At 42.7% G+C, this 23,071-nt stretch carries 17 protein-coding genes; 6 read left to right on the forward strand and 11 right to left on the reverse strand.

Annotated elements, in window-relative coordinates:
• The first annotated feature begins 504 nt into the window (after positions 1-504).
• Together HMPREF2983_RS11955 and pyk are read left to right on the forward strand one after the other, a co-directional pair.
• Entirely contained in the window at positions 505-1,170 is a 666-nt protein-coding gene (locus HMPREF2983_RS11955; protein ID WP_004375039.1) for a DnaJ domain-containing protein, read from the forward strand.
• Between the two features lie 250 nt (positions 1,171-1,420).
• Positions 1,421-2,908, forward strand: coding sequence for a pyruvate kinase (gene pyk, locus HMPREF2983_RS11960; protein ID WP_018920382.1), 1,488 nt, complete (start codon positions 1,421-1,423; stop codon positions 2,906-2,908).
• Between the two features lie 65 nt (positions 2,909-2,973).
• On the opposite strand, the gene rpiB is transcribed toward pyk, so the two are convergent.
• From rpiB to prmA, 11 genes are all read right to left on the reverse strand, one after another.
• Positions 2,974-3,417 carry a ribose 5-phosphate isomerase B gene (rpiB, locus tag HMPREF2983_RS11965; RefSeq protein WP_004376350.1) on the reverse strand — a complete coding sequence of 148 codons (444 nt, stop codon included), beginning with the start codon at positions 3,415-3,417 and terminating at the stop codon, positions 2,974-2,976.
• A gap of 77 nt (positions 3,418-3,494) precedes the next feature.
• Positions 3,495-5,519, reverse strand: coding sequence for a transketolase family protein (locus tag HMPREF2983_RS11970; RefSeq protein WP_070668729.1), 2,025 nt, complete (start codon positions 5,517-5,519; stop codon positions 3,495-3,497).
• Between the two features lie 28 nt (positions 5,520-5,547).
• Positions 5,548-7,101 (reverse strand): alpha-N-arabinofuranosidase, encoded by a 1,554-nt coding sequence (locus HMPREF2983_RS11975; RefSeq protein WP_070668732.1) that lies wholly within the window; start codon positions 7,099-7,101, stop codon positions 5,548-5,550.
• A gap of 468 nt (positions 7,102-7,569) precedes the next feature.
• Positions 7,570-9,162 (reverse strand): xylulokinase, encoded by a 1,593-nt coding sequence (locus tag HMPREF2983_RS11985; RefSeq protein WP_070668738.1) that lies wholly within the window; start codon positions 9,160-9,162, stop codon positions 7,570-7,572.
• 20 nt (positions 9,163-9,182) lie between these two features.
• Entirely contained in the window at positions 9,183-10,724 is a 1,542-nt protein-coding gene (gene araA / locus HMPREF2983_RS11990) for an L-arabinose isomerase (RefSeq protein ID WP_070668740.1), read from the reverse strand.
• A gap of 30 nt (positions 10,725-10,754) precedes the next feature.
• Positions 10,755-11,453, reverse strand: a complete 699-nt coding sequence (locus HMPREF2983_RS11995) for an L-ribulose-5-phosphate 4-epimerase (protein ID WP_070668743.1) — start codon at positions 11,451-11,453, stop codon at positions 10,755-10,757.
• 29 nt (positions 11,454-11,482) lie between these two features.
• Positions 11,483-12,160: an NUDIX hydrolase gene (locus HMPREF2983_RS12000; RefSeq protein WP_018920376.1), complete on the reverse strand. Its 678-nt coding sequence runs from the start codon at positions 12,158-12,160 to the stop codon at positions 11,483-11,485.
• 220 nt (positions 12,161-12,380) lie between these two features.
• On the reverse strand, positions 12,381-12,551 hold the full coding sequence (locus tag HMPREF2983_RS14090; RefSeq protein ID WP_168166214.1) for a hypothetical protein: 171 nt from the start codon (positions 12,549-12,551) through the stop codon (positions 12,381-12,383).
• A gap of 139 nt (positions 12,552-12,690) precedes the next feature.
• Positions 12,691-14,652, reverse strand: a complete 1,962-nt coding sequence (locus HMPREF2983_RS12005) for a sodium/sugar symporter (protein WP_070668745.1) — start codon at positions 14,650-14,652, stop codon at positions 12,691-12,693.
• 30 nt (positions 14,653-14,682) lie between these two features.
• Positions 14,683-15,885, reverse strand: a complete 1,203-nt coding sequence (locus HMPREF2983_RS12010) for an aldose epimerase family protein (RefSeq protein ID WP_070668748.1) — start codon at positions 15,883-15,885, stop codon at positions 14,683-14,685.
• A gap of 642 nt (positions 15,886-16,527) precedes the next feature.
• A complete protein-coding gene (prmA, locus tag HMPREF2983_RS12015; protein ID WP_070668751.1) occupies positions 16,528-17,391 on the reverse strand; it encodes a 50S ribosomal protein L11 methyltransferase in 864 nt (287 codons plus the stop codon).
• Between the two features lie 142 nt (positions 17,392-17,533).
• Here prmA and HMPREF2983_RS12020 point away from each other — a divergent pair, with 142 nt between their 5' ends.
• From HMPREF2983_RS12020 to rmuC, 4 genes are all read left to right on the forward strand, one after another.
• Complete coding sequence (locus HMPREF2983_RS12020) at positions 17,534-18,562, forward strand: hypothetical protein (protein WP_070668754.1); 1,029 nt, start codon at positions 17,534-17,536, stop codon at positions 18,560-18,562.
• A 30-nt stretch (positions 18,563-18,592) separates the two neighbouring features.
• Positions 18,593-20,128, forward strand: a complete 1,536-nt coding sequence (locus HMPREF2983_RS12025; protein WP_070668998.1) for an OmpP1/FadL family transporter — start codon at positions 18,593-18,595, stop codon at positions 20,126-20,128.
• Between the two features lie 242 nt (positions 20,129-20,370).
• Positions 20,371-21,675 (forward strand): MATE family efflux transporter, encoded by a 1,305-nt coding sequence (locus HMPREF2983_RS12030; RefSeq protein WP_070668757.1) that lies wholly within the window; start codon positions 20,371-20,373, stop codon positions 21,673-21,675.
• Positions 21,672-22,973, forward strand: a complete 1,302-nt coding sequence (gene rmuC, locus HMPREF2983_RS12035) for a DNA recombination protein RmuC (RefSeq protein WP_070668760.1) — start codon at positions 21,672-21,674, stop codon at positions 22,971-22,973. The genes HMPREF2983_RS12030 and rmuC overlap by 4 nt, the downstream gene beginning before the upstream one ends.
• Positions 22,974-23,071 lie beyond the last annotated feature (98 nt).

A 23,071-nucleotide genomic window follows, 5' to 3' on the forward strand; every position in this document is an offset into this window, starting at 1 on the left:
CTGTCGCATTTACTAATTTAAACTGCATATAATCTGTCAGCAGTAATATAATTTATTCAATGCGGACTAAATATTGTTTGCTCCCTGATGATTCGTGTTCGGGATGATGTTAAAAGTGGCAGACTTATCTTTGTTCTCATCACACAGGTTGAGAAGATTTATGGGAAAAGTAGCTTCATGTGATGATGAACGTTCAATGGAAACATAATATGCCAATCGGAAAGTTTACATTCGATTTGGTTTTCTTAGCTTTCGCTTGTAAGTGTCTTTGAGGATTAGTGTGAATGAGAATATTTTGTAGATAAACTTGAATAGTAGTATATTATTAATCTGGTATATAATTATTTAACTTGTTTATAAGGTTATTTATATACCAGATAGTCGTCTGTTTGTATTTCAATTGGTGGATGAAAGATATCATCAAGAGGCTTGGGTTGGGCATGATTTTTGCTGTACTAATATCAAAGGACAAAAGATAAACAATTAATATGGAGGAAAATAATTATGGCATTTATTGACTATTATAAAATTCTTGGAGTCGACCGGAACATTCCACAGAAGGATGTTAGGGCGGCTTATCGGAAGCGCGCAAAGCTGTTTCATCCCGATTTACACCCAAATGATCCGAAAGCAAAGGCGAAGTTTCAGGCTTTGAATGAGGCCTATGACGTGATTAGTGACCCGGAAAAGCGGGCCAAGTATGACAAATATGGCGAACAGTGGAGGCAGGCTGATGCCTTTCAAGGTAATGATACCGAAGGTTTTAGCGGCGGTAATCCTTTCGAAGGCTTCGACTTCAGTGGCTATGGAAGTGGAGGTGGAGGTTTCTCCAGTTTCTTCCAAGATTTGTTTGGAGGTGGTCGTTTTCGCTCGTCTGGCTTTGGTGCCCAGCAACAACAGAGCAGTGGACAGATGGAAGCAAAGGTCAGCATTGATATGTACACAGCTTTGTTAGGTGGAGAAGTGCTTATACAGCTCAGTAATGGACAGAAGATAAAACTGAAAGTAAAGCCCGAAACTCAGAATGGAACGAAAGTGCGTGTGCGTGGACGAGGCTACAGCCGAGGCAATGGAACATATGGCGATTTGATAATCGTTTATAATGTGAAGCTGCCTACAGGACTAAGCGAGCGCCAGAAACAGCTGCTTCAGGAAATGAGGAATAGCTAACCTTTATGCTTCATGCTGCTTTACTGCAGATGATAGGCTCTGTGGCGTGGTGTGTGTACTTTGTGCATCTGCGCCATCAGCGTCTGTCTTGATGATTATCCCATGTTGTCTTATGGGGTAATGGGTGTCTGTGAAAAGCTGAAGCACGGTTCTCTTTCAGTGAAATATGCAAAAAGAGATAAAACAAGAGCAAATACTTTGAATTATGTAAGATTTGCCTTAACTTTGCAGGAAAATTCAAGATAGCTATATGAAACAAACAAAAATTGTTGCCTCGATAAGTGATCGGAGATGTGATCAGGATTTTATTCGCAAGCTTTTCTTTGCAGGAATGAATGTGGTTCGAATGAATACCGCTCATGCAACGCCAGAGGGTATACGGACGATTGTAAAGAATGTGCGCGCTGTTTCGCCACATATCGGTATCATGATAGATACGAAAGGGCCGGAAGTTCGTACCACGGGAGTGGAAATCCCCTTGCAATATAAGGCCGGTGATATGGTGAAAGTATTCGGTCGTCCGGAGATGGACAGCTCGCATGATATCATCAATGTTTCTTATCGCGATATCACAAAGGATGTGAAAGTGGGTGATGATTTGCTGTTTGATGACGGCGAACTTGATATGCGCGTCATAGAGAATAGTGGCCCGATGCTGGTGGCACAGGTACAGAATGATGGCGTTCTGGGTGCTCACAAGAGTGTGAATATACCGGGAGAACATATTGATTTGCCTGCACTTACAGAAAAAGACAGACGTAATATCTTGTTAGCCATAGAACTTGACATTGATTTCATTGCCCATTCTTTTGTCAGAAATGCTGCTGACGTGAAGGAAGTCCAGGATATCTTAGATGAGCATCACAGTGACATAAAGATTATCTCAAAGATTGAAAATCAAGAGGGTGTAGACAATATCGATGAGATTATAGATGCCTCATATGGTGTGATGATTGCGCGTGGTGACCTTGGTATTGAAGTTCCTATTGAGCGTATTCCTGGCATTCAGCGAAATATTATCCGCAAATGCGTGGCTAAGTGTAAGCCTGTTATTGTGGCAACACAAATGCTTCATACGATGATTAACAATCCTCGGCCAACGCGTGCCGAGGTAACGGATATAGCTAATGCAATCTATTATCGTACAGATGCCTTGATGTTGAGCGGCGAGACGGCCAGTGGCAAATATCCGCTTGAGGCTGTTCAGACCATGGCACGTATTGCAGAACAGGCAGAGAAGGACAATTCCCGACGGGAAGAAATAGAGGCTCCATGGTCAAATGGTGATTTGGATCAGCGTGCATTCTTAGCTCATGCAGCGATTGATGCTACCCGAAAGCTTGGGGTTGCGGGAATTATTACCGACAGTGAGACTGGTCAGACGGCACGCAATCTGGCGGCTTTCCGTGGGCCTGTACCTGTATTGGCTATATGTTATAATGAAAAGACGCAGCGCTGGCTGAACCTCAGCTATGGAGTTATCCCGATATATCAGCACGAAGAGGTCAGTTCTCAATACATGTTCTTTGCTGCTTTGCGCATGCTTCGGCAGAAAGGATATATCAAAGATGAGGATAAGGTTGCTTATCTGAGCGGCAGTTTCGGTGAGGGTGGGGGAACCTCATTCCTTGAGATTAATAAAGTCGGAGAGGTGTTTAATGAAAACTACCAGTTCCATCTCCCCGAGACTTCGGGGCGGGAGATTGCTAAAGAACGGAAGAATAAGAAAGAAGCATAATCATTTGATGCTATAGAATGATAAAAAAGGAAAGCCTATTTAGACTTTCCTTTTTTATTTGCTTCTTACTCTTTTAGTGGTATTTTCTTCACTCGGCGCTCGTGGCGACCACCTTCAAACGTAGCTGTGAAGAATGCATCAAGAATCTTTTCTGCGGTTTTGTTGTCAATGAAGCGTCCGGGCAAAACAATGACATTGGCATCGTTATGCTGTCTGATCAATTGAGCAATGTCTTTATTCCATGCAAGGCCTGCACGCACTCCCTGGTGTTTGTTGAGCGTAATGGCCATGCCTTCGCCGCTGCCACATATGCCGATGCCGGGATAAACGTCGCCATTCTCTACTGCCTCTGCTAATGGATGGGCAAAGTCGGGATAATCAACGCTCTCACTACTGTATGTGCCAAAGTCTTTTACTTGATACCCTTTCTTTTCAAGATACTCGAGTACAAACTGTTTCAAAGGAAAGCCTGCATGATCGCAGGCAAGACCTACTGTTTTAACTTCCATAGGCAAATCTGTGTTAAAGGTTAAAAGGATAAGGGAAAAAGTCTGTTGACCCTTTCCCCGATAATCGTTTATTTCAATTATTCTGCAAGGAAGGCTTTCACCTGCTTGTAGACGTTTTCACCTGTGTATCCCAGTTTCTCATCCAGCACCTTGTAAGGAGCAGAGAAGCCAAAGCTTGATAAACCGAAGATTTTACTGTTGGGGCCAATACCGACAAGTCCCTCAAGGGTAACCGGCAGGCCGGCCGTCATACCGAATTTCTTGATGCCATAAGGCAATATTGCTTCTTGGTATTCCTTGTTCTGTGTGCGGAACAAACCTTCAGAGGGAGCACTGACAATGCGGACTTTAATGCCTTCCTTGCGCAGTGTTTCGCATCCGGAAACCAAAGTAGAAACTTCGGAACCACTTGCCACGAGAATTACATCAGGGTTTTCATCCGATCCCTCGACAATATAAGCACCCTTTGCAGCTTGTTCGTAATCGTTTCCTGCAGGCAGTTTGGCAATGCCTTGGCGTGAGAGTATCAGTGCTGTAGGAGTAGCCATGTTTTCCATAGCCAATTTCCAGCAAACCGTAGTCTCATCAGCATCTGCAGGGCGGAACACGCGTACGCTATCCTTACCTGAATGGTTCTTCAGTTTTTCCATTAGTCGGATTTGTGCTTCCTGTTCAACAGGTTCGTGTGTTGGCCCATCTTCACCTACGCGGAATGCATCGTGTGTCCAAATGAACTTTACAGGAACCTGCATCAATGCTGCCATGCGTACTGCTGGTTTCATGTAGTCAGAGAATACGAAGAATGTACCCATTGCTGTGACAACACCACCATGCAGCATCATACCGATACACATGTCGGCCATGGTAAGCTCTGCAACTCCGGCTTGGAAGAAAGCTCCGCTGAAGTCGCCGCGAACAAAGCTCTTGGTCTTTTTAAGGAAACCGTCAGTCTTATCAGAATTGCTTAGGTCGGCAGAAGCGCAAATCATATTAGGTACCTGCTCGGCTAAAACGCTTAGACAAGCTGCACTGGCGACACGTGTGGCAGAACCTTCCTTTTGACTTACTTTGCTCCAATCTATCTTGGGAGCATTGCCACTGAACCATTCGTCCATTCGGGCTGCCTTCTCGGGATTAGCTTTGCGCCATTCTTGTTCAGCGCCCTTACGTTCTGCGACAATCTTTTTCAATTCTTCTGTACGTTTTGCATACAACTCTTTAACATCATCGAAGAAAGCAAATGCATGGTCAGGATTACCACCTAAGTTTTTAATAGTATTGATATAAGCTTCTCCGCCGAGCGGTGCACCGTGTGTCTTGATATTGTGTTCATAGTTGCTGCCATCTTCTTTCAATGCACCTTTGCCCATGATTGTCTTACCAATGATAAGGGTAGGGCGCTCTTTTTCATTTTGTGCAATATCTAAGGCTTTGCGAATTTCAGCTACATCGTTGCCATTAATCTTAAGAACATTCCAGCCCCAAGCCTTGTATTTCATCTCTGTATCTTCGGACATTACAACGCCACATTCTGTAGAAAGCTGGATGTCGTTGGAGTCATAGAACATGATGAGATTGTTTAAGCCTAAGTTACCGGCAATACGTCCCACACCCTGTGAGATTTCTTCCTGTATTCCTCCGTCACTGATGTATGCATAGATTTTATGTTGCATCATGGTTTTTCCAAGACGCGCTTCAAGGAATTTCTCTGCTATCGCAGCACCAGCTGCCATGGCATGTCCCTGGCCAAGCGGTCCGGATGAGTTCTCTATGCCACGTGTAATATCGAGTTCCGGGTGTCCAGGCGTAACAGAACCCCACTGCCGGAATTGCTGGAGATCATCAAGAGTAAAATAACCGCGAAGCGCTAACCCTGCATACAGCATAGGGCTCATGTGTCCTGGATCGAGGAAAAAGCGGTCCCGACCGGTCCATGTCGGATCTGACGGGTCGTAGACTAAATATTCAGCAAAGAGCACGTTGATAAAATCAGCTCCGCCCATTGCACCACCAGGATGTCCCGAGTTTGCCTTCTCTACCATTGCTGCAGCAAGAATACGGATATTGTCTGCAGCATGGTTCATAACTTTAATATCGTTCATGATAGTGTTTTTATTTGTTACAAATATACTATTTAATATTTAAAACGACGATAGACTTTGCGGGAATTTTAGCTTTTATCGTATTTTTCTTTATTTTTATATCCTTGAATGCTACAGGTTTTACGGTGTCCGGGTGGTTGAAATCATTATAGTCTGCAATATTCTTACCGGTTAGGATTTCTCCCTTAACGGTTTTTGCAGTCATTCCATCGGTTGTGAATTCAACTTCCTGTGCCTTGTCAAGACTGACGTTTGCCAACGAAACAACAAGGCAGCCTTCTTTTGTTTTGGCGGCACTTGTCGAAATCATCGGAATGGTTCGATTGTCCCTTACTTTCATGGAATCACATGTCACATCCAGTGAAAGTGCTTTTGCGTCCTGGAACGGTTGATACATGCGAAATACATGATATGTAGGAGTCAATACCATGTGGCCTGCATCTTTTGTGTCTGTCAGTATCATGCTTTGAAGTACATTGACTACTTGGGCTATGTTAGCCATTTTTACACGATCAGCATGGCGGTGGAAAACATTGAGCGACAGCGCTGCAACAAAGGCATCGCGCATGGTATTCTGTTGATAAAGATGTCCTCTGACAGTGCCTGGTTCTTCGTCCCACCATGTTCCCCATTCATCAACAAGAAGACCAATTCTCTTTCCCGGATCTTTTTGGTCCATGATAGCACTGTGCTTTTTTATGACTTCCTCAATTTCGAGACATTTACCTATTGTCCAATAGTAGTCTTCGTTCGAGAACTTCGTAGCTGATCCCTTGCTGCCGTTCCAACCTGTTACGGTATAGTAGTGTAGAGATAATCCATTCATGCGATTGCCCACATTGTCCATCAGCACTCTTGTCCAGTTGTAATCATAGTCGCTTGCTCCAGAAGCAATCTTATAGAGTTGGTGCTTGTCATAGTTGCGGCAATAGACGGAATAACGGCGGTAGAGATCGCTGTAGTACTCAGGACGCATATTGCCACCACAGCCCCAGCTCTCGTTTCCTACACCGAGGTATTTGACGTTCCATGATTTCTCACGTCCGTTTTTCCTGCGTAGATTAGCCATTGGTGTATCGCCGTCGCTGGTCATATACTCAACCCATTTAGCAAGTTCTTCAACCGTTCCTGAACCGACATTGCCACTGATATACGGTTCGGCTCCCAAGAGTTCGCACAGATTGAGAAATTCGTGCGTACCGAAGGAATTGTCTTCAATGGTTCCTCCCCAGTTGTTGTTCTGCATCTTGGGGCGCTGATTACGCGGGCCGATACCATCCATCCAGTGATATTCATCAGCAAAACAGCCGCCCGGCCATCTTAAAACCGGCACTTTTAAATCTTTTAAAGCATAGAGAACATCTTTTCTATAGCCGTTGATATTTGGAATTTTTGATTCAGGGCCTACCCATAAACCACCATAGATGCACGACCCTAAATGCTCTGCAAACTGTCCGTAGATTTCTTTGTTAATCTTGTCTTTGACTTGATTAGTATGAATGCTAATCTTTGCATCTTGTGCCGACATCGTCAGATTAAATGCTGATGCCAGCATCGTAATAGTTATCAATTGTCTTTTCATTTCTACTAATAGGTTTTAATAATAATATACGTGAATTCGGTTTAAACGTCAATCTTGCTGCTTCCCGATAGTGGGAAAGCCGTTTTTCGCCGTTTTTTCAGTTTCGGCCGTGGCCGAAATGTTGTTTTTGTTGTTTTCTACTCTTCGGCCGTGGCCGAAACGCTTTTTTTGCTGTTTTCTGCTCTTCGGCCATGGCCGAAAGCCGATTTTCAGCGCTTTTTGTCCGTCGTACCCCTACGAAAGGCTGTTTTTGCCTTTTTTTATTGATTGTACCCCTACGAAACGCGGTTTTTCGCGTTTTCAGCATTTCGTCGGCCGACGACGGGCATTTTTCAGCGATTTCTGCATTTCCAAGGGGTTGGATAGCCGTTTCTTAAACAGAATTCATATCATAATGTAATAGATAGAGATTTTGATATCTCCATTCAATCAATTTTATCAGGTTTTAATTGCATGTAAACGTAGAACTCACTTTTTGAATTTGACAGCAGCCTGTTCAATGGGTAATCCTACTTTGTAGTTCTCAATATAGGTGTTGAATCCTTCAACTTCCTCGGCGGTTGGTGTAATTTCTGTACCGATATTTCCAATGAAGACCATTTCGTCAAGATAGTCAGCTAAAGATTGGTTTACGGCTTTGTTGATGAGATAGCCCGCGAGAAGAGCAATTCCCCACGCACCACCTTCTCCTGCTGTTTCCATGACAGAGATTGGAGAATTGAGAGCGGCAGCAAGGATGCGTTGCCCCACACCTTTTGTTTTGAATAAGCCTCCGTGTGCAGTAATACGGTCGACACGTATCTTTTCTTCGTTAAACAAAATGTCGTTGCCAATTTTAAGCACGCCTACTGATGCATAAAGATTGGCACGCATGAAATTTGCCAGATTGAATTTGTCATTGGCTGAACGAACGAATAGGGGACGGCCTTCTGCCAATCCTGTGACGGGTTCCCCCGAAATGTAATTGTATGCAATGAGGCCTCCGCAATCTTTATCACCTTCAAGCGCATGGTTATATAATTTCCCAAACACTTCATTCATGTCGACTTTAATGCCGATAAGTTGCTGATACTCTTTAAATAGATTTACCCAGGAGTTCAAATCTGACGTGCAGTTGTTGCAGTGAACCATTGCAACAGGACTGCCATCTGGCGTAGTCACCATGTCTATCATCTCGTAGGGTTTGGAAAGTTGCTTCTCCAATACAATCATTGAGAATGAGGAAGTGCCGGCAGAGACGTTGCCGGTACGCTGCTTGATGGCATTGGTAGCTGCCATGCCTGTTCCTGCATCGCCTTCCGGTGGACAGACAGGAATCTCTGATTTAAGATGACCGGAGGGGTCTATCAGAAGAGCACCTTTCTCGGTTAATACACCGGCATTCTCACCCGCTAAGAGTACTTTTGGAAGTATATCAAGTATGTTCCAATGAAAATGATTATGAGCAATGTGTTGATTAAATTTTTCAATCATTGCAGCGTCATAGTCTTTGGTTGTAGAATCAATGGGGAACATACCTGAAGCATCGCCTACTCCAAGTGCTTTTACGCCTGTAAGTTGCCAGTGAATATAACCAGCCAATGTGGTTAGGAAGGCTATATCCTGCACGTGTTCTTCTTTGTCAAGGATGCATTGGTAGAGGTGAGAAATGCTCCAACGCAATGGAATGTTGAAATTAAATAGTTTTGAGAGTTCGCTTGCAGCCTTTGCGGTATTAGTGTTACGCCATGTACGGAAAGGAACAAGTATTCCCTCTTTTTTATTGAAAGCCATGTAGCCATGCATCATGGCGCTGATGCCGATAGCTGCCAATGTCTCTATTTCCGCATCATAGGTTTGTTTTACATTCTTCCTTAGATCGGCATAGCATTCCTGTAAACCATTCCATATAGCATCAAGACTATAAGTCCACAGTCCGTCGACTAATTTGTTTTCCCATTCAAAACTTCCTTGTGAAATGGGGCGATTTTCTGGATCTATAAGAACAGCTTTTATCCGGGTAGAGCCAAACTCAATACCGAGAATGGCTTTGCCCGATTCTATTGTTTTCTTTTCATTCATTTTATTCGTGATAGATATAATTAGCGGAGAGCCTTGTTCAACATATAGTATATTTCATTGAACTTTAATTCTTTGCGGAATTGTTCGTAATCGGTATCCTTGTTGATGATACAAGCTTCGACGTCGGCAATCTCTGCAAAGTCTCGCCAGTATTCGTCTGTAAGGCCGAAGCTGAAACAAGAGTGGTGTGTGCCGCCTGCGTTAATCCAACAGCCTACGCCAACTTCGAATGAAGGCTCCGGAACCCAGAGTGCAGAGGCAACAGGAAGTTTAGGGAGCGGCTTCGACTTGATGAGGTTGACATCATTAACTATCAGGCGGAAGCGATTGCCCATATCTACAATAGTTGCAGTGACACCATGTCCCTGCTTGCTGGTGAAAACCAAGCGGGCTGTCTTGCTCTTACGATATCCTATACCGAGGAAATGTACTTCCAAACGTGGTTTCTCTTCAGCAATGTCGGGATTAATTTCCAACATGTGAGCTTCAAGGATAGATGTATTTTCGCCATCGAAGTTCAGCGTGTAGTCTTCAAGGAAAGAAGTTCCTCCTTCCAGACCTTGGCTCATAAACCATGTGGTGCGGTAGAGAGCAGCTGACTTCCAATCACCTTCTGCACCGAAACCGATACCTTCACTCATCAAACGTTGTGAGGCCAGACCAGGAATTTGGTCAAAACCATGGCCTGTTTCTTCTACATTTACATCACCAAGGTCGTCAAAGTTTGTCGTAAAGCCTTTTGCACCATACGCTTTCAATACAGCGCGGAGTGCAAGTTCTGCCTTTGCTGCATTCCATATCTTTTTATATTCTTCGGTTTTGTTATCTTCAAGTTTTGCATCATGTGCATATTCCTTAAAGTATACCTTTACAAGTTCGTCTACATCTGCATCTTGAATTTTATCGAAGTAAGAAAGAACTTCAGAGAATGGGCAATAGTCTACATGATATCCCAGCACCTGTTCAAAAGCAACCTTATCACCATCGGTGACAGCCACATTGTTCATCTGGTCGCCGAAGCGGAGTATCAGACAATCCTGTGCATCAGCCCAGCCTGCACAGACACGTTCCCATACAGCAATATGTTTCTGTGTCTTCTCGTCGTTCCAGTAACCAACAACGGTTTTGTGGTTCTTGCGGAGGCGTGAAAGGATGTGACCAAACTCACGGTCACCATGTGCACTCTGGTTTAAGTTCATGAAATCCATGTCCATTGTTTCCCATGGTATCTGCTGGTTGTATTGGGTGTGCAGATGTAGCAGAGGCTTGTGCAGTATCTGCATGCCTTTAATCCACATCTTGGCTGGTGAGAAAGTGTGCATCCATGTGATGACACCGATACACTTCTTGTCGTTGTTGGCACGCGACATTACATCTGCTACTTCATGGGAAGAATTGGCTGTCCCCGCATAAACTACCTTTACAGGAAGCAGACCGGATGTGTTAAGCCCTTCTACCATTTCTTTTGAATGCGCATCAACTTGTTTTACAGCGTCTCCTCCATAAAGAAGTTGTGCACCGGTTACAAACCATACTTCGAAATTCTCAAATGCTTTTATCATTGTCTTATGTTTTTAGTTTGTTTTTTCTGATTATTTCTTCTTCTGTCCGTAATAGGCATTGGGGCCATGTTTACGGTTAAAATGTTTTTCGATCAGCAACGGATTCATGGTTGTCTGTGGGTTGATATTAAAAGAAATGAATGCCATTTTAGCTGTTTGTTCCAAGACAACAGCATTGTAAACAGCATTGTCTGGACTGTTTCCCCACGAAAAAGGGCCATGATTTTTTACCAACACACCAGGTGTGTGCATATAGTTGATTTGATTTTTATTGAACTTTTCTACAATGACCACGCCTGTATTCAGTTCATATTCATTCATTTGCTCTTTTACCATATCGTCAGTGCAGGGGATAGCATCATGGAAATAATCTGCGTGTGTCGTACCGATGTTAGGAATGTTGCAGCCTGCCTGTGCCCATGCTGTGGCATAGGTAGAGTGAGTATGGACAATACCTCCGATCTCGGGAAAGTTTCGATAGAGTTCCAAATGTGTCGGAGTGTCTGATGACGGATTGAGTTCTCCCTCAATAACTTTTCCACTCTGCAAGCTGACAACAACCATGTCTGAGGCTTTCATCGTCTCATAGCTGACACCGGAGGGCTTGATGACAACCATCCCTTTTTCGCGATCAATGCCTGAAACGTTGCCCCAGGTGAAGATGACGAGCCGGTGCTTCACAAGGTCAAGATTTGCCTTAAAGACCTTTTCTTTCAATTCTTCTAACATAATATTTCAATAGAATGATTTTTTCTTTTTTATAGTTTAAAGTTGGGATCATCTTCGTATGCGCGCTTGTTGAAGCGATAGAGGGCAGCACCGCGTTTCGAAGTTATCTTATCAATTAATTCAGTCTTCTCGATGAAGTCAATCTGTTTGATGCGTTTTCTGAAGTTCCTTTTATCGATTTCTTCACCCAAGATTGCTTCATAGACATGTTGCAATTGGGTCAAGGTGAATAGCTCCGGAAGCAGATTGAAACTCAAAGGCTCTGTGTTCACACGTCTGCGGAGCATGGTAATAGCCTTGTTCACCATGATGTTATGGTCGGAATAGAGCTTCGGGAGCTCTTCCAGATTAACCCATTCCAAGTCATGCTGTATGCGGAGATTATCATCATAGTCTTTGACATTTATAAGCGCACAATAGGTAATGGAGATGACACGTTCGCCCGGATCACGGTCGATATTGCCGAAAGCACCTACCTGTTTCATATAAAGATTACGCAGACCAGTGAGATCTTGCAATACTCTGTTGGCTGCATCAGAAAGACTTTCTTTTGCTCCCACAAAGCCGCCGTAGAGAGAAAGTTCCCCACGTCCCGGATCCATTTTTCTTTTTCCGAGAAGTAGTTTCAATTTACCTTTTTCAAAACCAAACACGATACAATCGACGGATACAAGCAGTCTGGTATGCTCACCATAAAAGTTTGTCATATTTTCATTGTTTTATTTCTGCAGGAAGATGGTTATATTCGCCATCTCCTTTGCTCTTTAGTTTTATACGCGAATTCAGTTCAACCATCTATTTTTCCACTTCCAAGGGGTTGGAAAGCTATTTTTTCCTATTTTTTGCTCATCCAAGGGGTTGGAAAGTCATTTTTTTCTATTTTTTGTTCATCCAAGGGGTTGGAAAGCCGTTTTTTCCATTTTTTGCTCATCCAAGGGGTTGGAAAGTCATTTTTTCCTGTTTTTTGTTCATCCAAGGGGTTGGAAAGCCATTTTTTTCAGTTTTTTGTTCATCCAAGGGGTTGGAAAGCCGTTTTTTCCATTTTTTGCTCATCCAAGGGGTTGGAAAGTCATTTTTTTCTATTTTTTGTTCATCCAAGGGGTTGGAAAGCCGTTTTTTCCTATTTTTCGTTCATCCGAGACCTCGGATGAGCCTTTTTTACTCCCTTGCCCCTATCGAACTTAATTCTTACTCCGAATTCTCGAATTTTATAAATGAGGTTCCTACGACATCCCCCTTACCACAGAAGGGCATACAGGAGGAAAGTAATGAGGACAATGCCACATGTTCCTAAAGTATATCCCCTGTTGGTTGCAAAGAGCTTCAGGTTTATTGGCAGGGCCTTGACGTCTTGAACGCTATCTTTAGAGTTACTGTAAAGCCAGACAGCTGATGAGCCGGTGAGCACTCCGAAGAAGAAAAAGGCTTGGAAACCGATATCATTCAGGTAGGCTATAACACTTGTGTCAGGATTGCCGCCAGGGTTGATTACACCGAGAATAGTGACGACAGCTGCTGCAATTATCATCAACACGCCGGCAAACCCTAAAACTTTAGCCCATAACAGCATCTGTTTCTGGTCAGCTTCTGAAGGGAGTTCACACCGGATATACTTCTTGTCAAGATAAGTGACAGTAACGAAGAATGTGAACAAAATGATGAAGATGTAGCCTGCACGGAACTGGAATGCAACATTCGGCAGCAGTATCTTGAACAAAATGCCCATAGGAATTGTGAGGATAGCTGTCCATACAGCAGCTGTGGAAGATGCACGTTTCCAGAGAAGCCCTAAGCCAAAAACAACGATAATTCCAGGATAGATGAAGCCTGAATATTCCTGAATATACTGGAAGGCTTGGTCAAGTCCGCCCAATAAAGGCTCTACGGCAACCAAGGCAATGAGCAGTGCTCCCACAGCAACCATTCGGCCTACGCTTACCAATGTCTTGTCCTTTGCATCCTTATTGATATATTTTTTGTAGATATCCATGGTGAAAAGGGTAGAAGTAGAGTTGAACATGGAAGCCAATGAAGAAATGATAGCTGCGGCCAAGGCTGCGAAACTGAGACCTTTAATGCCTGTCGGGGTGAAGTTTCTGATTAACCAGGGATAAGCGTCGTCGGCTCTGTTGATGCTGCCTGCAAGATGAATGCTTGAGAATGCTTGCGGATCCTGCATGATATAGTAGGCGCAGATGCCGGGCAATACTACGATGAATGGAATTAAAATCTTCAGGAAACCGGCAAAGACCAAACCCTTCTTCGCTTCATCAATGCTTTTGGCTGCAAGCCCTTTCTGAATGATATATTGATTGAATCCCCAATATCCTAAGTTAGTCAGCCATACGCCGCCGACAACAGCAGCTATACCTGGTACGTTTTCGAACGCGTTCACGTTGTGGCTTTCTTGAATGACAAGGTGGAAATGCACATCATTTACATGGGTGCCTGTTGTCAGGTCAGCATATACGCGACTTAAAGCGCCGAGTGCATCTGTGCCGAACACCTTACCCATTTCGCTCAGAGCAACGTATGCCGTAATTAAACCACCACCGACGAGGAAGGTCACCTGCATCACATCAGTCCATGCTACAGAAGCCAAACCACCGTAGATAGAATATAGACCGGCAATGATAAACAGACAGAGAATAATCAGCATACGCATGGAAATGGTTAATCCGAAGATATTTACGGATAGCCCTTGAAGACCAAGTATCTGCTCGATAGCCAATGCTCCAAGCCATGCCACGGAAGTGAGGTTGACAAATACATAGAGGAAAAGCCACAAAATGGAGAACGCCAATCCTACACCATCATTGTAACGCTCGCGGAGAAACTGTGGAATTGTAAAGATCTTGCGGTCGAGCATCACCGGTAAAAGGAACTTTCCAATGACGACTAAAGTCACAGCAGCCATTACTTCGTAGGCTGCAATGGCAATACCGTCGCGAAAACCTGTTCCCGACATGCCGATAAACTGTTCTGCTGAAATGTTGGCTGCAATCAATGAAGCACCTACAGCCCACCAAGTGAGCGTGTTGCCTGCAAGGAAGTAGTCGTTGGCACTCTTCTCTTTTCCTCCCTTATTGCGGCTGAGAAAAAGACCAAGACTAACGAGCAGCACAAGATAAAGTACGAGAATAATCAAGTCGATGGACTTAAATCCCGACTGACTTATCGCTTCTGAAATACTATTCATTTTATTTGTTATTAGGTTTTTGTTATGAGATTATTTTTCAAGAGTTTCTGATGTGGAAAACTTGTAGGCCAAATGACTGTAGTATTTTTCGCCTGGTTTGAGATAAGGATTGGATATTTCCCAACCTTTTGTCTTTGCTTTGATCTTAGTAGGAGAGTCTGGATATTTCTGACTTTCAAAGCAGACGCTTACGTGTTTGGGGTATTTCACGCCATGCTTACAGGCAATTCCCGTTCCTTGAAAGTTGCCTGTGTATACCTGAAGCCCAGGTTCGTTCGTGAATACTTCAAGTTTGATGCCTGTTTTTGGCGAATATAGGCTTGCTGCAACAGTTTTGTCGTCACCTTTGTTATCTTTATAGGTGTTCAGACACCAGTTGTGGTCGTAGCCCGTTGCATTCTTGATCTGGTCAAAAGTGGTGTCGTATTTCTCACTGATGACAGAAGGTTTGCGGAAGTCCATCGGTGTGCCAGCCACATTTCTGATTTCTCCTGTAGGGATATAGAACTTATCACTTGGAGTAAACTTATCGGCATTGATATACATCACCTGGTCGAAGCCTTTTTTGGAAAGGTCGCCATTAAGGTTAAAATAGCAATGGTTGGTCATGTTGACGACTGTTTCCTTGTCGGTGGTAGCTTCGAAAACAATGTCGAGCGTATTGTTACTTTTTACAGTATATGTGGCAGTAGCCTTGACCATTCCTGGGAAACCGTTCTCTCCGTCCTTAGCAGTAATGGCAAAGACTACCGACGAGTCGGTCTTTTCTTTCACGTCATAGATTTGGTGAATCCAGCCACTGTTGCCCCCACCATGAAGGCAATTTGCATTATCATTGGCTTTTAGTTTGTATTCTTTACCGTCGACTGTCAGCTTGGCATCCTTAATTCGATTGGCATAGCGACCGACAGTTGAACCGTAATCTGAAGGAGAATTCACGGTATCAGCATATTGTGCAATGTTATCATAGCCTAAAACAACATCGGTAGGTTTGCTGTTTCTGTCGGGCACTGAAATCGAAACCACGCGCCCTCCGTAGTTTGTCAGGCAAACTTCCATGCCATTGTGATTGGTAAGTGTAATCAACTCGGTCTTCTTCCCATTGATTGTTGAATCAAAAGCTGTAGGGTTTAGACCTGATACAGTCAGCTGGGCATTCTCCTTAGTGCCACATGCAGAGAACAGAATGGTCGCCATTCCTGCTCCGAATAATATTCCTTTTAAGTGTCTCATAAACAAGAGTGATTATTATAGGTGAATTAATATTTTGGTGTAAAATTACAACTTTTCTTGATAACTTGTATCTTTCTTAAGGGTATTTTTCATGTTGTGAGTGTCTAATTAACACTTTTAAGCAGTTTATTTAGTTTTCTTTGTGGTAGTCAGTCACTTTTAAGTCTGTTGTATTACAGTTGAAATGGTTTCTGATTTGCTTGATAGCGAATTATATGTTAAATCTTTTCAAGGAACTTTACAATATCCATTATTCAGTTTGGATATTTGAAACAAAAGGTCTTTTCACTTCAAATATTGCTTGTTTTCTAATAGTTTGCAATCCTTTGATAGTCAGAATGTTATAGAAGTATGTGCAAAACAGGGATGAAAATAATGTGAAAAAGCATTGTATTTTGCGTCTGATTACCTTGTAATCTATATTATATTATGGTGTGTTTTGAGTCAAATAGCCATGCAATCTGCATCAAATTACAGCGCATTCTGCATCAAACCCCACACTGACTCCTGTAAAAATGTGAACTAAAGTCCATTTTCTCATTCTTTTTCCTCTGGTTGATAACCTTCCGATGTGTTAAAAATGGGCAATAAAGTTTACAAAAGAAAGGGTGTAATTCAACTGGAGTTCTTATGAAAGTTTCCTTATGTTGTCAGGATTAAACAAGCCCAATCGTTGTCGTTCTTTCGTCCATATTCTTCCATTCCCAATGCTTTTGCATGCTCTAAGATAATGGGAATATCGGCTTGATAAAACCCGCTGAGGATTAAAAGGCTATCCTTCTTCATGACACTTTTGAATGTAGCAATGTCATTAAGGATGATGTTGCGGTTGATATTGGCTGTAACAATGTCGAAAACTCCCGAGATATGGTTCAGCACATGGGCGTCACCATGATAGATTTCAATATTCTCAACATTGTTGATTGCAATGTTGTGCTGTGAGTTTTCAACGCTCCATTCGTCAATATCATAGCCGACAACGGCCTTAGCACCATACTTTGCAGCAATAATTCCCAATATACCCGTTCCGCAACCGCAATCAAGTATGCGTTTATCTTTGAGGTCGAGATGCAATAGGGTAGAAGCAATCATGCGGGTTGTCTCATGAGTACCGGTGCCAAAAGCTAACTTGGCATCAATGAAAATATGGTCAATATTTTTATCTTTAGTGTCTGGAAGGCTCTTTTTTGCATCGCAAATCAGAAGTTTGTCGTCAATATTGATAGGCTCAAATCCCTGTTCTTCCCATTCTTTATTCCAGTCTTTATCATCGGCATTCTTTATGGTATAGCTGATGTTTACATCAGGAATAAGAAATTCGTCAATAGCTTTTGCAATCTGTTCTTCGTTCCAATTATCGGTCTGTGCAAAGGCTTTTAGTCCGCTTGTCGTGTCTTCAAACGACTCACAGCCTGCATCTCCGGCTGCGTCGGCAAGCAATGCACGTGCATCCTCGATAACCTCCGGGGTGCATTCTATTGAAAAATCTATTTCAAGATACTTCATAATGTTGCTTAATTTTAGTGCAAATATATATAAAAATAGGGAAAAACCTATTGCAGATTAGGGAATTTCCTTATTTTTGCAATAAAAGAATAGATATTTTTGTATCAGAAAAAGAATGTAAAACAAAATAGAAAGTAATCATATGAAAAAACTTGTTCTCATGACAGTCCTTGCAGGAGCGTTGCCGTTATCTATAATGGCACAGGACGACGACCTCTATTTCACGCCGAAAAAGAGTTCGGAAACCAGCTCCGTTGTTGAGAAATCAACTTATTATTCGGGTAGTGACCGTAATGTAGACGAGTATAATCGTCGTGGAAAGTATTGGAGCCATTATCAGAAAATAGGTACTGACGACAAAGGAAACGACATCATCCAGTTCACGAAGGGTAATGGCGTCTATCCTGATTCTACGTATATTGATACGACATTTGTCGGAAAATACTACGAAACTATGGTCAATGATGACGATTATAGATATACTCGTCGCATGAGTCGTTGGGATGGTTACTATGATCCTTGGTATTACAGTTATTCTTGGGGCTTTGGTCCTTATTGGGGATATGGCGCCCGTTGGCGCTATGGTTGGTATGATCCGTTCTACGATCCATGGTATGATCCATGGTACTATGGTGGCTATTATGGCTATAGATATCCTTACTACGGTTATGCCGGTTGGTATGGAGGCTGGTATAGTCCATGGTATTATGGTGGCTATTACGGCTATCCTTATTATGGCGGTTACGTAAGTTATAGTCGTCCGACAGGCACAATGAACCATAGTTATACTGCAGAGTCTTCATCATTCCCAAGAGGAACTTTCGGAGGTTCGCGTGTCAGTGCAAGAACAAGCCGTTCTGTCGGTGCGTCTGCTCCAGGAGTTCGTGTTGGCAATAGCGGTATGTTTGGCGGTTCTCGCAGTGTAGAAGGCAGTCGTTCTTACAATACTGGTAACAATGGAATACCTTCACGCTCTTACAACAACAATCCTCCGCGCGAATCATATAATCCGGTTCCAAGTCGTTCTTATAATTCAGGAGGTTTCGACTCAGGCTCTTCCTTTGGAGGAAGTGTGCATTCCGGCGGAGGTTTCTCAGGCGGTAACTCTGGTGGTGGCTTCTCCGGGGGCGGTGGTTTCCATTCAGGTGGCTCGTTTGGAGGTCGTAGATAACATGTAATGAAAACAAAAAGAATACAGCTTATGAAAAGGTTATATATTTCCGTTGCAGTGTTCTCCCTATGTGGCATGTCTGCAATGGCTCAGGAAACATACGAGAACACAAGACTCGTTGATAATGATTTGAATGGTACGGCCCGTTATGTTGGTATGGGTGGTGCTATGGAAGCGCTTGGTGCTGATGTCTCAACGATGAGTACAAACCCTGCAGGTGTCGGCTTGTTCCGTAAGTCAAAGGTCGATTTATCTTTCGGATTGGTCAGTCAGCAGGATGCAACCAAGTTCAATTCGTTAGGTAAAACGAATGCCAGCTTTGATCAGATAGGTTTTGTATATGTGCTCAATAAAACCTCTAATTCAGGTTTCAATATTGGTTTTAATTACCATAAGAGCCGCAACTTCGACCAGATTTTGGGTGCAGCCAACACGTTGAATAATGCTTCACAGAACAAATTGACCTATCAGAAGTATCGTAATAAAGTTTTTACGGACAAGAAAAGCATGACGTATAACCAGATAGACGGGCTTTATATGGATAATCTTCTTTATAATAAGAACGCAGGAAAATATTATAATTATCCTGCTACAGGTTATCTTTATAATGAAGAGAATATGGGTTATATCGGTGAATATGATGTCAGTTTGAGTGGAAATATCAACAATCGTATTTATTTGGGTATGACAATTGGCTTGCATGACGTGCATTATCGCAATCATTCGGAATATACCGAGAACTTTGTTGCCAACGCAGATAAAATTCCTGGTTTGACTTTGAATGATAACAGAGAGATTACCGGTACTGGTTATGATGTCAAGTTTGGTGCAATTTTCCGTCCATTTGATGCGAATGCATTTCGTGTGGGTGTGTATATGAATACGCCGACATGGTATGATTTGACAACTTCGAATTATTCTACAATGACAGATGGAACTACATCTGTGCCTACACATGAGTCTTATGATTTCAGAGTAGACACCCCGTGGAAATTCGGTTTGAGTCTTGGTCATACGATTAATAATGTTGTTGCATTGGGAGCAACATATGAATATGCAGACTATAGTGCAATGAGTACGCGTATCAAGGATGGAGGCTATTATGATAACTGGTATGGTACTTACTATGAAAGCAGCCATAAAGACAAAGCAATGAATGCGCATACCCAAGAAACTTTGAAAGGTGTTCATACGCTGAAGTTAGGTGCTGAATTTAAGGTTATGCCTGAATGGTCAGTTCGTTTAGGTTATAATTACCTGAGTGCCATGTTTAATGAGAATGGTGCAAAGAACGGGACAATCGCTTCCCCAGGTTCTTATTATGCCAGTTCAACGAGTTTTGTGAACTGGAAAGCTACAAATCGCATTACATGCGGTGTTGGATATGCTCATAAGAACTTCAATGTAGACCTTGCTTATCAGTATAGTGCACAGAATGGAGAATACTTCCCGTTTGCTAACTATTATGAGGGCAAAACGCCTTCTAATGAAGACAATATTGCTACGGCAACTAAGGTAAACAATAAACGTCATCAGTTGCTGTTGACATTAGGCTACCGCTTCTAAGGTATCACAATTACTTTTCTGAATCCATCGGTTTGGAGAGAAAGCTGAAATTACACACTCTTTGTAGTGAGTAGTAACTCGAAGCAAATCCAGACCGAGTCGCAATTAAACTTAAATAAAGTATTTATTTTAGTGATTAATTAAGTTTTAGTAAGAATTATGAAAGGAGTTTGTCGTGAGACATTCTCCTTTTTCTTTTTATTTCCTTTGTTATCTTTCTTTTTTATACTACTTTTGTAGCTATGAATGTGACAGATAATGCAATCTTGAAATTGGCGCTTCCTTCCATTGTCTCCAATATAACAGTGCCGCTTTTAGGCCTTGTAGACCTTGCTATTGTAGGGCATATTGGGTCGGAAACGTATATCGGAGCCATTGCTGTTGGTTCTATGATATTCAATGTTATCTATTGGATTTTCGGTTTCCTCCGTATGGGAAATAGCGGTATGGCTTCTCAGGCATTGGGGCGCAAAGATTATAAAGCTGTGCTGCAAGTGCTCCGTCGTTCTATGTATATCGCGCTTTCAATAGGTTTTCTCTTTATAATATTACAGTTTCCCTTGTGTGAATTTTCACTTTGGCTGATGCACCCATCGTCATCGGTGATGCGGCTCACACGCGTTTATTTTTCCATTTGTATTTGGGGAGCACCTGCTATGTTGGCTCTCTATGCGCTCAATGGTTGGTTTGTTGGACTTCAGAATACGCGTATTCCCATGCTGATAGCCTTGTTTCAGAATGTAGTCAATATCGTTTTAAGTCTTTTCTTCGTTATAGTTCTTGGTATGAAAATCGAAGGAGTGGCCTTAGGAACTGTCATTGCACAATGGAGTGGGGCTTTATTGGGAATTTGGTTTGCCTTCAGGCAGATAGTTGAATTGAAGACGAAGTCTACTGTCTTACACTCTCCTGTGAAATGGAAAGGCTTGTTTTTAGTCAACAGAGATATCTTTCTTCGTACGCTCTTTTTGGTTGCAGTCAATTTGTCTTTCACCTCTTTAGGGGCACGGCAAGGGGATCTTATCCTTTCAGCAAACACATTGCTGATGACATTCTTTACTATGTTTTCCTATGTAATGGATGGCTTTGCCTTTGCAGCAGAGGCTTTGTGTGGCAAGAGTTATGGGGCGAAAGACTTGCCGTCATTCAGTCTTTTTACTTCCCGTCTGTTGAGATGGGGCATCGGGATAGCACTTGTTGCTACCATTATATATATAGGGGGGGGAAGACTTTTCCTGCGATTGATTACCGACAGCAGTAGTGTGCTTGCCACATCAGAAGTCTATTTCTATTGGGTGGTGCTCATTCCTTTGGCAGGTTTCCTTGCATTTGTACTTGATGGTATTTATATTGGGGCCACCATGACGCGCTATATGCTGATATCTTCCTTTCTTTCAGCGGTCAGTTTCTTTGTCGTTTATTTCTCATTATCAGTTTGGTTGGGTAATCATGCACTTTGGTTGGCATTTATCTTATATCTGGCAGTACGGGGAATAGTGCAGCGTTTATTGCTAAATCGTGTTCAATTAAAAATTACAAGTATATGATAGTGGTATATATATTCGTGGGAATCCTTTTGGGTGCAGGTGGTTCATATTTCATTCTGAATAATAAGATGAATGAAAATAAGTTGGCTAATGCTAACCTTCAGACGCAATTGGAAGCAGAAAAGCAGCAGCATCAGAAGGATATAGAACATCTTAAGGAGCAATATGAGCGTGAAACTGTGTTGCGTGATGAGCAGAATTCACGTGAACAGAAACTTAGGCAGGAGCAGTTCGCTCAGCAGTTAGAAACTGTTCAGGAACAGTTTCAGAACCTTGCGACAAAAATTCTGGAACAGACTTCACAGAAGTTGAAGACAGATAATGTAGAGTCGATAGCACATATCACACAGCCTTTGAAACAGAATATCGAACAGTTACAGCTGGCTATCGATAAGACGAATAATGAAACGGCCAAAAATACGGCTTCTCTTTCTGAACAATTAAGGTCTATGGCCGAGCAGACTGCCAAGATAGATGCCTCTGCTACGCGTTTGACGAATGTCATGCAAGGGGCTAATAAGGTGCAGGGCAATTGGGGAGAACTAACGCTGATGAACCTGCTCGACAGCCAGGGACTGCGCTTGGGAATTGACTATGACATTCAACAGACGCTGACAGATGACAAAGGAAACGTCTTGATGAATGAAGATAGCGGCAGGAAGATGATACCCGATGTCATTCTGCATTACCCTAACAACGAGGATGTTATCATAGACTCAAAGATGACCATCGATGCCTATGCCAACTATATGAATGCAGAAGAGGAGGTTGTCAAGAAGAAATATGCAGATGATGTTGTGAGAAGCATTCGCTCGCAGTTCAATTCTTTGGCCAAGAAAGACTACAGTTCGTATATCAAGGCACCGCGTCGCGCCATAGATTTCGTGATTATGTACGTTCCTTATGAGGGAGCCCTGCAATTGGCCTTGTTGACAGATCCCAAGCTTTGGCATGATGCTTTTGAGAAACATGTCTTTATAACGAGTCAGCAGAACCTCATGGCAATCCTGAAGATTATACAGATTGCATGGCGGCAGTATGCACAGACCGAGAATCAAAAGCGAGTGTTTGATCTTGCAGATGAAATGCTGCGGCGCGTTGGTGATTTCGTAAAGCGCTTTGATAAAGTTGGAAAAGATATCGAAACTTTGCATAAAGACTACGACGAAGCCTACAAGAAAGCTTATACAGGCCGTCAGAGCATCGTGCAAAAGGCTAATGACCTCAAGGCTTTAGGCGCCAAAGAGAGTGCCAATGCTCCAATTCCGGATGTGCAGTTGCGCCTTGATGAAGCTTAAGGAAAATCACTCAGATACGGGAGTAAATCATCGATTTTCGGGAAAAATCACTCAGATACGGGAATAAATCATCGATTTTCGGGAAAAACCACTCAGAT

The sequence above is a fragment of the Prevotella sp. HMSC077E09 genome, assembly GCF_001814685.1.
In the GTDB taxonomy this organism is placed as follows: domain Bacteria; phylum Bacteroidota; class Bacteroidia; order Bacteroidales; family Bacteroidaceae; genus Prevotella; species Prevotella oris.